Raw genomic sequence first — 12,840 nt, 5'->3', positions numbered from 1 at the left:
TATTTTTCGCTTCACCAGACCAAACTCCGGTTTAGCGACCCTCGTGAACCTTTAAGGTTCGCGCGTCTGCCAAGATGTAATTAACTAACGTACCCAATTTAAAATGGTTGATGCCTTACCCTAATCACACTGTTGTACTGATTAGGCGCTTTCAAGGTTACCGCTTTGTCGGTCAGCCCTTTGAGAATTTTTTACCTTCTGTCCGTTACAGTGAGTGTATTGTGAAATACACCGCCCTTTTTGCATTTGCCTGATAGCGACAAATGGTTTCTGGAGGATTTTTTGGTAGCTCCAGTAACACCAGCAAGTGAGGGAACTCACCGGTCGAATTTAACAATAAGCTCATCGTGAAGTTTTAGCAAGGCCAAGTGTGCTGAAAATATGATTTGTTTCGCTGCGTAATGTTCATACTGATCACTGGTTGATGACCAGCCCCCCATATAACGCAGGATCTTCTTGCACTCTTCTTCGTTGTCTTGCTTGACGTCCAAGAGCCGCATTAAATCCTCTATCGTTGTATAACGGAAACGGTGCGCCTGAATATCCGAAAACACCGGCTTGTCCGCATTTCCGACGGATTCAATACGAGACAAAATTTTATAAAACCCACCGATACTCAGCGGTGCAGGTCGATTATCAGAATTGAGAAACAGAAAGGCCGCAGCCCGCTGCGCATTACGCCCCCGATATCGTCGGCCCGTTTTGATATAGTGATCAATCCTCATCGCCAGCTTTTCTGAAATAGGCAACTTTCTTGAGGTCGTCTTGGCATCTGGCGGTATGCTGCGGGGATCTTCATTGAGGTATACGTTTTGATTGACCACCAGAAAGTGCAACATGCCGTAACTCACGTCCATCTCTGTCACAACAGCGTCACAACGGAGGGACAGCAATTCGCCGACTCGGATCCCTGTTTCGAAGAGCAGATTGATGATTAACCAGTTTCGTTCACGAACCCGCAACTGGAACGGATTTTTTTCATTCAATGGGTGGACCAATTCTAGCATGGCTTGTCGTTCAGTATGTGAGAATCCTTCACGTTTGGCAGGAGGAATCACCACGTAATGAGCTGCTAAAAAATCGAACAAATCTTCAATCCAGGAAAGCACTCGTATCAGATAGGGTTCCGCCTCAAGACGGGTGTCACCGTATGTTCGCGCAAGAAAGCGAAAAAAAGTCCGGAGCTCCCGGCATCGGTCCTTATAAGTATCAGCACCGACATACGGATCGTATTCATCAGGTTCCGCCCGTAAGCGGAGTTTGAACACCAGTGAATTCTGCTCAGCATATGTGAAGCCTTCGCCCGACCGGATCCGGTCAAACAAATCAATTTTTAATTCCCGTGCCCAATTCAAAATCAGTATGACGGTCCTGGCCCGACGCTGCTTTGTGCTAAAGGCCTGATTGATTATCTGTGCGAAGTAATGATTGGGTAGGATCGGAGGAAGATCATGCTCATCATCGATGAGGACTTGCCGCTCTCCATTGACCAATACTATCTGACCTAAAGCATACGTCATCTTGATACCTCCTGATGTGCTTGCCAGGACTGTAGCACTGTCTTTTGAAAAGTCAAAAAACTAAATTAAAACATGAACATACTTTTATTATGTTACAAGTATTTATTGGAAAATCCGAAAAGCAGGCCAAACAAGCACGTCATGAGGGGCGACATTGAAGGGGGGGGAAAGTAAATAAAACTTTTATAATAATGCATGACTTTTTGACGAAAAAATCCCCGCCAAAGCAATCAAATTTTTACGTTATAAAATAAAAGGTGTAGAATCGGCAGATGTTAATTATTTGTTTGATTACACTTTTTTAAAGTAAAAAACGCAGGTAAGTGTTTGAATTCACTCATTACCTGCGTTAAATATTATACGTTTACGTTATATTATTATAAAGGTTTAAGTCAGAACGGAATATCGTCATCAAAATCGATGCTTGGTTCCATTGGTGCGCGGTTCTGCTGACCAAAACCACCTTGTTGTGGCTGGTTGTAGGCTTGTTGCGCCGGTGCCTGGTTATAAGCTGGCTGTGCTGGCGCCTGGTTGTAAGCAGGTTGCGCCGGAGCCTGATTGTAAGCTGGCTGAGCTGGTGCCTGGTTATAGGCTTGTGGTGCTGGTGCCTGATTATAAGCTGGCTGAGCTGGTGCCTGGTTGTAAGCAGGTTGTGCTGGTGCCTGGTTATAAGCCGGTTGAGCTGCCTGTTGTGGACGACCCTGCGCCATGCCACCGGACACAAAACCCAGTTTGGCATCCAGAATTTCAATCGACAGGTTTAAACCATTGGCACCCTGGAACTGGCGGATACGCTGTTTGTCGCCGCTGATTTCAATAATGGCACCTTCCACCAGCGCTTGCTGATAAAACTGAATTTGCGCCGGCGCTTTGGCAAACACCACAGCTTCGTAGTTACACCACTGTTCCATCTTGGTTTCACGGTCGTAGTACTTCACTCCCAGACGCAAGCCAAAACCGGTGGATTCACCCGCCTGGAACTGAGTTGCAGCTTTGTTTAACTTGCCTGTAATAGTTGTAGCCATGATAGTGTTACCTTCTGATTAATAGACTGAATAACGGCTGCGGCAACTAAAGTTGTAGCGCAGCACCGGCTTGATATACCGGCCTGACATAACGACCAGAGTGGTTCAGTTTGAGCTTTTATCTGATTTGTTCTGCGCCTTGCTGCCTGAGTGGTAAAGCCGTTACCGGATCAGACATCAACACACAAAAAGTCATTCTTTTTTGGTGGCAACAGCCACCGGGTCAAGCGTCTTCGTTTTTGGCAACACCGGTCTGAACTGCACCAGTTGCCAATAAGTCCTGTGCTTGTGTTAAATCAAAAGCACCTTGCGCGACCTTTAAATAACAACGTTGTTCTGCCAGTACCACTGTGGCTTCCTGCACGCCTGCGACTTTGCTAAGCAGCGTGGCATAATGTTTTGCCGTTTGTTCATCAGGCACCACCACGGCAAATGTCAGCCGTTGTGCTCTTGCTGGTACCACCATAAAGCGGGCAATCGCCAGCCATATTAAACCAATTCCGGCGGCAACAGCAAACACGGCAGAAAGGCCAAAATTCCCTGAAACAGAACCACCAATCACACCACCAAGGAAAGCACCAAAAAACTGTGCGCTGGCATAAATACCCATGGCGGTGCCTTTTTGTCCGGCTGGTGCTATCCGCGACACCAGCGCCGGCATACTGGCTTCTAAATAGTTAAAAGCAACAAAAAACAACAGCAGCGCTGTGATGGTCAGCCACAACTGCACACCACCAAGCATTAACAATAAACTAACAACCAGCAAGCCAACGGCAAATAAAAAGTAGCCTTTTTCCTGTTGTTTACGCATGGCAAACATCATCATCGGCACCATCAGCACAAAAGCGCCCAGCAGCACAGGTAAATACACTTGCCAATGTTGTTCCGACAATAACTGCTGACTTAACAGTTGCTGCGGCACCACCACAAACACTGCCGTCAGCATCAGATGTAAAATCAACACACCTGCTGTCAGTTGTAATAACTGCGGATGTTTAAACAAATCCAGAATAAAACCTGGTTTGGCCAAAGCTTCACTTTCACTGGCCTGCTGCGCCGCTTTAGGCACTAAAAAACTGACAATCAGCACACCACAAAAAGCCAATATTGCGGTAAACCAAAAAATGCCCTGCAAACCGGCAGCAGCTGCTATTAAAGGCCCGGCTATCATGGCCACTGCAAAAGAAAGACCAATAGTGGCGCCTATCACCGCCATCACTTTGGGCCTTTGTTCTTCGCGGGTTAAATCGGCCGCCAGCGCCAGCACAGCACCGGAAATAGCGCCCATGCCTTGCAACACCCGGCCAAAAGTCACCATATAAACAGAATCAGCCAAAGCCGAAACCACTGAACCTATAGCAAACAAAGTCAGGCCCAATAACATCACCTGATGGCGGCCCCAGCGGTCTGACAACCAACCCATCGGAATTTGCAAAATAGCCTGAGTTAAACCATAAGCGCCAATGGCGAGGCCAATCCACAACGGTGAAAAGCCAATCAAATCTTTGCCATAAATAGCAAAAACCGGGATCAGCATAAACAAGCCTAACATCCGAAAAGCAAACACCAGCGCCAGCGAGATGGCGGTGCGCCGTTCCAGTGCGGTTAACTGTTGCATGAATCTTTTATCTCGTGCTGGACACCGGCCAACGGAAGGCGGCCGGTACAAAAGGGCGGCATTGTAGCACAGCACTGCGTTATGCGGGTATGGCAATCACAGAATCAGCCGGCGGCCAACTCTACCCGGCAGCGGCCATTTTGTTTGGCCTGATACATGGCTAAATCGGCATTTTTTAACTGGTGGGATAAATCATAATCCGGGCCAAAGATCGCAATGCCAATACTCAAAGACAAGGACCGGCCGGAAGCGGGCAACTGTGGCACCTTTAAAGCTGCCATTGCCAACATCAGTTGTTGTGCCACTGACTGTGCCTGAGCAGCATTATGTTCAGGTAAAAATAATAAAAACTCTTCACCACCAAAACGTGCCAATAACTGCGTCGGTTTAAGTTGTTGTTGCAGGGTATTGGCCACGGCAATCAGCACTTCATCACCCATGTCATGACCAAACTGGTCATTAATTTGTTTAAAATAATCCAGATCCATCATTAACAACGCCGCTGGCCGTTGTTGTGTTGCCAGCACTGTTAGTTTTGCATTAACAGCTTCGGAAAAACCACGGCGATTTAACAAAGCGGTTAAAGGGTCATGGGTTGCTTCACCTTTAAGTTGCAGCTGACTTTCTTCCAGATAACCGGTCAGGGCAAAAACCGCATAAGCAGCCATCACGCCTGGCCAAATAGCTTGAGTCACCAACTGACCCGACAATAACCAGTCTGGCGCCAGCAGCAATAACAAAGAACGTATCAGTACCACCAGCACCCACACCATCAGCGTCAGCGCAAACCAGAAGTCAGAGCGGGTGCGCTCTGGTTTATGCCATAACATCAGAAGTATCACAGGTACCAGCACCACTAAGGTTGCCACCGTTTGACCATGCCAGACAAAATGTTGTTGTTTCACGACGGCAAAATAGCTGTACCAGAAGGCATGCAGCAAAAAACCGCTTCCCAGCCAGAACAGCGGCAGCTTTAACGCAGAGCGGCGTATGGCAAAAGCAGCAATTAACCATAAATTGACACAAGAAAAGACGTTGGAAAGCACCACTGCAGCCACAGATTCAGGCCACAGATAAAACAACCAGCTGATAGTGTCAGCTAAAAATGCCAGCTGCAAAAAAACCAGGCTGCCGGCAGTTTGGGGTTGACCACGCAAGCGATAACAGGCCAAAAAAAACACCAGCGCCAGCTGCGTCATGCCAAGAATGTAAATTTGTTCAGCTGTCATAGGCAGGCATAAAAAACTACTTTCATCAGCCGAGGTTAGTCTTAGCCGCAACACAATGCAAACCAACCACAACTGCGCTGAAAGAAAATCAGCGCCACACCGTTCTATTGGCTTATGCCGCTGAACATCAGCCACAGGAGCCTGCTTGTGTTTTTAAATAAAATTTATTGTTGTTACCAACAGCTGCAACAGCGGCTGCTGCCTTTACCTCTGGCTGGCGCTCTGGTGCCTTTGTTATTGCGGTTATATCTGGCACCTGTGTTAGCTCAGGCGGGTTGGCAAAAATATCAACATTTTGCCGACACTGTGGCCTGGTTTGGCAACCCCGACTGGGGCCTTGGGCTGCCATGGCCTGAGCTAATGGCAGTTGCTGCAATAGCGGCTGAACTTGGCGGTGCTTTGTTATTGTTGTTTGGTTTGTTCACACGGCTGGTTTGCCTGCCGCTGATTGTTACTATGCTGGTGGCTATAGTAGCGGTGCACGCCCCTTATGGCTGGTTGGCGGTGGCCGATGCCAATAGCTGGCTGGCTGACGGCACCTTGTTGTATAACGAGCGGGTGCTGGCAGCACCGGAAAAACTGGCAGCAGCCAATGCCATTTTGCAACAACATGGCGATTACCAATGGCTGACGTCGAGTGGCAAACTGGTGATCCTCAACAACGGTATTGAGTTTGCCAGTACTTATTTATTGATGTTGTTAAGTCTGTCGCAGCTGGGGGGCGGCCGTTATTTTAGTCTGGATTATTGGTTAAGCCGCTATCTGCAACAGCGGCTGTGAAGGTCAGCCCCTCCCCGGAATAAAGCTTATTACTGCTTGTCCTGCTGCAATGCCGCCAAAATGGCACAATGGGGGGCATCATTGCCGTCACAAGCGTCTGCCAGTTGTTGCAACAACAACTGCATTTGTTGCAGCTGGTCAATTTTGGCTGATATTTCAGCCAGATGCTGATTTGCCAGCTGTTTCACTTCGCGGCTTGGCCGCGCCGGGTTTTGCCACAATAACAACAGCTCTTTAATACGGTGGCTGGAAAAACCTAAATCCCGCGCTTTACGGATAAACGCCAACTGCTGCAGCTGCTGCGAGTTATAAAGCCGGTAACCGGCAGCTGTGCGTGCGCTTGTCACTAAGCCCAACTCTTCGTAATGGCGGATCATTTTGGCTGAAACACCACTCTGGGCCGATGCCTGACCTATGGTCAGCAAGCTTGAAGTACTCATCTTGCCTCCTGTTGCTGTTGTGGCAAAGTTTTGGGTCGCCAGCCTTGTAATAACAGCGCATTGCTAATCACAAATAAACTGCTGCCCGCCATAGCTGCACCTGCTATCACAGGGCTGAGATAACCCATAGCCGCCAGCGGAATACCCAGACTGTTAAAAATAAAAGCCCAAAATAAGTTTTGCTGAATTTTACGATAACTTTGTCGCGAAATTTCAAGGGCAGCACTGACCAGCGCCGGCTCGCCGCGCATTAAGGTCATGGCAGCTGCACTGACCGCCACTTCGGTGCCTGTCGCCATGGCAATACCTAAATCGGCTTGTGCCAGCGCTGGTGCGTCATTAATACCGTCACCCACCATGGCCACCACTTCACCCTGCTGCTGAAATTGCTGCACCACTTTGGCTTTATCACCGGGCAACATCTCAGCCCGAAACTCGCTTAGCCCGAGCTGTGTTGCGGTATAGCGGGCGCTGGCATTGCTGTCACCGGTCAACATAGCCACCTTGATCCCTTGTTGTTGTAAAGCGGCCACTGCTGCTTTTGCACCGACTTTGGCTTGATCAATAAAACAATACAGTGCGATAAGCTGATATCTGCTGCCTTGTTGTTCGGCCAACCAGGACACTGAAGCACCTTCAATGGCAATTAAATCAACTGGTAACGTCAACCCAAGCTCTGTCAGCCAGCCGCCACTGCCCATCAAAAATGTACGGCCGTCCACTTCACCCTTAATACCGCGGCCTGCAACTACCTGCACCTTTGATACCGGCAATAACTGCAGCTGTTGTTGCGCTGCGTCATTCAGCACAGCACGCGCTAACGGATGTTCACTTTGTTGTTGTAAAGATGCGGCCCACAAAGCTGCTTGTTGTTCAGTGCAAGCAAAGGCCTGCAGCTGTTGCACCACAGGTTTGCCTTGGGTCAGGGTGCCGGTTTTATCAAACACCACTAAAGTGACTTTTTTAGCTTGCTCCAGCGCCACCGCATTTTTAATTAAAATGCCGAATTTCGCCGCAGTGCCTGTGCCAGCCATAATAGCGGCTGGCGTTGCCAGACCCAGGGCACAAGGACAAGCAATCACCAGCACGGCAACCGCATTTAAAATACCCTGCACCCAGTCACCGGCCAGCAAGCCAAAACCAAACAAAGTTACGAAGGCAATCAGCACCACAACAGGCACAAACACAGCACTGACTTTATCTACCAAAGCCTGCACCGGTGCTTTGGCGCCCTGCGCCTGCTCCACCAGCCGGATAATACGCGACAAGGTCGATTCAGCACCTACAGCAGTGGCACGGATATGCAGCACCCCATCCAGATTGACCGAACCACCAGTCACTTTGCTGCCGGGATTTTTCGTCAGCGGCACACTTTCACCGCTGATCAAAGCTTCGTCGACATGGCTGCTGCCAAGCTCAACCAGACCATCCACCGGCACTCTTTCACCTGGTTTGACTAAAACTAAATCACCTTTGTTCACCAAGGCTGCCGCCCGCTCAAACCAGCCACCTGCTGTTGTGTTGTTGTGCGCAGGTTCTGCCCGGGTTGTTGGTGCCGCCCTTGTGCTGTCGTCTTGGTTGGCAACCAGTGGAGGCTGGCCTGCAGCAGTGTCGGCTTGCCATACCCAGGCCATTGCAGGTTGTAAATTTTCCAACGCACGCAGTGCATCTGTGGTGTGTTGTTTGGCTTTATGTTCCAGATACTTACCCAACAACACCAGACTAAGCACAGCGGCACTGCTTTCAAAATACAGATGAGGCATGGCCATACCATGAGCCTGATGGCCACTTTGAGTAAAATCCCACCATAAATACACACTTAAAAAATAAGCGGCACTGGTGCCAATAGACACCAATAAATCCATATTGCCGGTTTTGGCTTTGAGCGCCCCCCAGGCCGCACGGTAAAAACGGGCACCAAAATAAAACTGCACAGGTGTTGCCAGCAAAAATTGCCAGACCGGCGGCAACATCCAGCTATCGGCCGACCCAAGATCAAACCAAAACGCAAAAAACATCAAAAACATCGGCAACACTAAAGGCAAGCTCAGCAATGCACTGCCAAATACCGGCCAGCTATCTTTTTGCCAGAAATGCTGGTTTTGACTGTTCTTTTGCGTTTTGTGGTGATTGGCTTCAGTGCCAGGCTGTGGCAACGCCAGCTGATATCCGGCGTTTTTAAGTGTTGCCGCAAGTTCCGCATCGTCCACTGCAGTAAGCAGTGACAACTGCGCTCGTTCTGTCGCCAGATTTACGTTTACGCTAACCACCTGTGGCAATGCAGCAAGTGCTTTTTCCACCCGGCCAACACAAGAAGCACAACTCATACCGGCTATAGCCACTTGTTGCTCAATCAGCTGCAACTGATAACCGGCTTGTTGTACGGCCTCTAGCAAAGCAGCAGCGCTGAGCTGCTCACCTTCAACAGTGGCTGTTTCAGTGGCCAGATTGACCGAAACTGCAGTGACACCCGCAACTTTGGCCAGGGCTTTTTCCACCCGGCCCACACAAGACATACAACTCATGCCTTTAATTTGTAACCGCATCATTGATTTGTCTCCTTGTTGCCAACAGCTGAAATTAACACGCAACAACAGGCTAAAGCTTGCCATCATGGCAAGGTCAAGCAGGAATTTCAAAAAGCATCATCAGCTGAAAAAACCCTGAGTTGCCTATAGCACCAACAAAAAGCATCAAACACTGATATTTTACCAGGAGGTTTAAAACAGCCTTGACCTTCACATGATGGCAAGCCGCAGACTGTGCGCTGGCTCAGCTGAAATACAGCAACAAGCCAGACCAGACCACAAGCTAAACTTGCCGTGCGCGGCAACCCTAAAAGGACATTCTGATGTTTATGTTAAAAATTGAAACTATGACCTGTAACCACTGTGTAAGCCTGATCACCAAAGCATTAAATCAGCTGGAGGCTAATTTGGCGTTTGAGATTGACCTGCCAGCCCAGACCTTGCAGGTGCATAGTGAAATAGACCCTGCCGATGTGATTGCCGCTTTGGAAGAAGCAGGTTACCAGGCGCAGCTTAACTAAGAGTGCAGCTTAATTAAGAGCGCCACTGCAATAACTAAAAACACCATAGCAATAACCCATACAGGCTGCGGCAATAACCCAGCCTGCATTTATTTTCTACCTTGCCAAAAAATCTGTATTTATATACAGTGCCTTGCAGTGCAGTTTAGCCGTCACAGTGAAATCATTTGGGCTGAAATTGATCCAGCAACAGCCCGCTGACATAAACTCATTGGCAACTGCTTTTTTCAGCGCAACAAACATCGATAACCCCAGGCCAACTTTGGCCTTATTGCATAACCTGGCTTGCCGCTTAACCGGAACTGTGATGGACAAAATTGATATCCGGGGTGCCCGCACCCACAACTTAAAAAACATTTCGCTGCAAATTCCCCGTGACAAACTGATAGTGATCACAGGTTTATCCGGCTCCGGCAAATCCTCTTTGGCTTTTGATACTTTGTACGCCGAAGGCCAGCGTCGTTATGTCGAGTCTTTGTCAGCTTATGCGCGGCAGTTTTTAAGTCTGATGGAAAAACCTGATGTTGATCATATCGAAGGTTTATCACCGGCTATTTCCATTGAGCAAAAATCAACGTCGCATAACCCACGTTCCACTGTCGGTACCATCACCGAAATTTACGATTATCTGCGGTTATTATTTGCCCGGGTTGGCGAGCCGCGTTGCCCAACCCACGATTTACCTTTAGCAGCCCAAACCATCAGCGAAATGGTGGATAAAGTGGTGGCTTTCCCTGAAGGCACAAAGCTGATGGTGCTGGCTCCTGTGGTGCAGGAGCGTAAAGGTGAACACGTAAAAACGCTGGAAACCTTAGCGGCGCAGGGTTATATCCGCGCACGCATTAATGGCGAAATTTGTGATTTGTCTGATCCGCCAAAACTCGAACTGCATAAAAAACACACCATCGAAGTGGTGATCGACCGTATTAAAGTGCGCGACGACATTAAACAGCGCCTGGCCGAAAGTTTTGAAACTGCGCTGGAACTCAGTGGTGGTATTGCCAAAGTAGCACCAATGGATGTGGAACCAGGCCAAAGTAGTGAAGAGCTGATTTTCAGCGCCAACTTTGCCTGTCCAACCTGTGGTTATTCGATGGCCGAACTTGAGCCGCGCTTGTTTTCTTTTAACAATCCGGCTGGCGCCTGTCAGGCTTGTGATGGCCTTGGCGTCAAACAATATTTTGATGCCAATAAGGTTATTGTAAGCAGTGAGTTAAGTTTGTCTGGCGGCGCTATCCGTGGCTGGGACAAACGTAATTTTTATTATTTCCAGATGTTAAAATCGCTGGCCGAACATTATGGTTTTGACGTTGATGCGCCTTTTAGCAGCCTGACAAAAGAACAACAAAACGCCATTTTAAACGGCAGTGGCCGCAAAGACATTGAGTTTAAATACCTGAACGACCGCGGTGACATCGTACTTCGCAAACATCCGTTTGAAGGCATTTTGCCCAATATGGACCGGCGTTATCACGAAACAGAATCCAACGCTGTACGGGAAGAATTATCCAAATATCTGGCCAGTCAATGTTGCCCGGTATGTGACGGCTCACGTTTACGCGAAGAAGCCCGCCATGTATTTATTGGCAAAACCACCTTGCCACAAATCGTTGAATTATCCATTGGCGATTGTCATCAGTATTTCAGCAAGCTCAGCCTGACCGGTCAGCGGGCGCAAATTGCCGAAAAAATCCTCAAAGAAATTCAGGATCGGCTGATGTTTTTGGTCAACGTTGGTTTGAATTATCTCAACCTCTCCAGAAGCGCCGAGACTTTATCCGGTGGTGAAGCACAACGTATCCGCCTGGCCAGCCAGATTGGTGCCGGTTTAGTGGGGGTGATGTATGTGCTGGACGAACCATCCATTGGTTTACATCAGCGCGACAACGACAGGTTACTTGGCACCTTAACCCATCTGCGCGACCTGGGTAACACAGTCATAGTCGTGGAGCACGACGAAGACGCTGTGCGTTTGGCCGACCATATTATCGACATTGGCCCTGGCGCCGGTGTGCATGGTGGTTATGTGGTGGCGCAAGGTACTTTGGCCGATATTGAAGCGGCTAAAGATTCTTTGACCGGCCAGTATTTATCCGGCAGCCGTAAAATAGCAGTGCCGGATAAACGCCATCTGGGTAAAAAAGGCAAAGAATTAAAGGTGTTAGGCGCCAGCGGCAACAACCTGAAAAACGTCGATTTAACCATACCTTTTGGCGTGATGACCTGTATTACCGGCGTGTCAGGTTCGGGTAAATCCACCTTAATTAACGACACTTTGTTTAGAGTGGCGCATAAGGTGCTGAATAAAGGCGAGGGTGACGACCCGGCGCCACACCGTATTATTGAAGGCCTGGAGCACTTTGATAAATGTGTGGATATTGACCAGAGCCCGATTGGCCGTACGCCCCGTTCAAATCCGGCCACTTACACCGGTATTTTTACCGCAGTGCGGGATTTATTCGCTGGCACCCAGGAAGCCCGTTCGCGCGGTTATCAGGTCGGGCGTTTTAGCTTTAACGTCAAAGGCGGTCGTTGTGAAGCCTGCCAGGGCGACGGTGTGATTAAAGTAGAAATGCACTTTTTACCCGACGTGTATGTGCCTTGTGATGTGTGTAAAGGCAAACGTTACAACCGTGAAACGCTGGAAGTGAAATACAAAGGCAAAAACATACACGAAGTGCTGGAAATGACGGTAGAAGATGCACATCAATATTTTGAAGCGATACCGGCCATAGCTCGCAAACTAAAAACCCTGATGGATGTGGGTTTAACCTATATCCGGCTTGGTCAGTCAGCCACCACACTTTCCGGTGGTGAAGCCCAAAGGGTCAAACTGGCGCGGGAACTTTCAAAACGTGATACCGGCAAAACGCTGTATATCCTCGATGAACCCACCACAGGCCTGCATTTTTACGATATTCAGCAGCTGTTAAACGTGCTGCATAAACTGCGTGACGCCGGCAATACCATAGTGGTGATAGAACATAACCTGGACGTGGTGAAAACTGCCGACTGGGTGGTAGATTTAGGGCCAGAAGGGGGCAACGGCGGCGGTGAAATTTTAATTGCCGGCACGCCGGAACAAGTGGCGGCCTGTGAAAAATCTTATACCGGCCAATATTTAAAACCGCTATTGGCAAAATAACCAGGCTGAACAAAACCGGCGCAATGACAGCTCG

At 48.8% G+C, this 12,840-nt stretch carries 9 protein-coding genes; 3 read left to right on the top strand and 6 right to left on the bottom strand.

Going from position 1 to position 12,840, the window contains the following annotated elements; genetic code table 11:
- Positions 1-317: 317 nt before the first annotated feature.
- The 4 genes from RCH83_RS02185 to RCH83_RS02170 form a co-directional block, all read right to left on the bottom strand.
- Complete coding sequence (locus RCH83_RS02185) at positions 318-1,520, bottom strand: site-specific integrase (RefSeq protein WP_306518598.1); 1,203 nt, start codon at positions 1,518-1,520, stop codon at positions 318-320.
- Positions 1,521-1,912: 392 nt separating this feature from the next.
- A complete protein-coding gene (locus tag RCH83_RS02180; RefSeq protein WP_306518596.1) occupies positions 1,913-2,545 on the bottom strand; it encodes a hypothetical protein in 633 nt (210 codons plus the stop codon).
- Positions 2,546-2,768: 223 nt separating this feature from the next.
- The gene (locus RCH83_RS02175; RefSeq protein WP_306518594.1) at positions 2,769-4,163 is read right to left on the bottom strand and encodes an MFS transporter; all 1,395 of its coding nucleotides are present in this window, start codon (positions 4,161-4,163) and stop codon (positions 2,769-2,771) included.
- A gap of 104 nt (positions 4,164-4,267) precedes the next feature.
- On the bottom strand, positions 4,268-5,392 hold the full coding sequence (locus tag RCH83_RS02170; protein WP_306518592.1) for a diguanylate cyclase: 1,125 nt from the start codon (positions 5,390-5,392) through the stop codon (positions 4,268-4,270).
- A gap of 147 nt (positions 5,393-5,539) precedes the next feature.
- Between RCH83_RS02170 and RCH83_RS02165 the strand changes: the two genes are divergently transcribed.
- On the top strand, positions 5,540-6,172 hold the full coding sequence (locus tag RCH83_RS02165) for a DoxX family protein (RefSeq protein WP_306518590.1): 633 nt from the start codon (positions 5,540-5,542) through the stop codon (positions 6,170-6,172).
- Positions 6,173-6,201: 29 nt separating this feature from the next.
- Here the strand turns inward: RCH83_RS02165 and RCH83_RS02160 are convergent, their stop codons facing one another.
- Positions 6,202-6,612: a MerR family DNA-binding protein gene (locus RCH83_RS02160; protein WP_306518589.1), complete on the bottom strand. Its 411-nt coding sequence runs from the start codon at positions 6,610-6,612 to the stop codon at positions 6,202-6,204.
- Entirely contained in the window at positions 6,609-9,161 is a 2,553-nt protein-coding gene (locus tag RCH83_RS02155) for a heavy metal translocating P-type ATPase (protein ID WP_306518587.1), read from the bottom strand. Before RCH83_RS02155 ends, RCH83_RS02160 begins: the two co-directional genes overlap by 4 nt.
- A gap of 302 nt (positions 9,162-9,463) precedes the next feature.
- Here RCH83_RS02155 and RCH83_RS02150 point away from each other — a divergent pair, with 302 nt between their 5' ends.
- Together RCH83_RS02150 and uvrA are read left to right on the top strand one after the other, a co-directional pair.
- The gene (locus tag RCH83_RS02150) at positions 9,464-9,661 is read left to right on the top strand and encodes a heavy-metal-associated domain-containing protein (protein ID WP_306518585.1); all 198 of its coding nucleotides are present in this window, start codon (positions 9,464-9,466) and stop codon (positions 9,659-9,661) included.
- A gap of 307 nt (positions 9,662-9,968) precedes the next feature.
- Positions 9,969-12,806: an excinuclease ABC subunit UvrA gene (gene uvrA, locus RCH83_RS02145; protein ID WP_306518583.1), complete on the top strand. Its 2,838-nt coding sequence runs from the start codon at positions 9,969-9,971 to the stop codon at positions 12,804-12,806.
- Positions 12,807-12,840: the final 34 nt, after the last annotated feature.

Origin of the sequence: Rheinheimera sp., assembly GCF_030824435.1 — a bacterium.
GTDB lineage: Bacteria > Pseudomonadota > Gammaproteobacteria > Enterobacterales > Alteromonadaceae > Pararheinheimera.
This window is presented reverse-complemented; position numbering and strand designations above follow the sequence as displayed.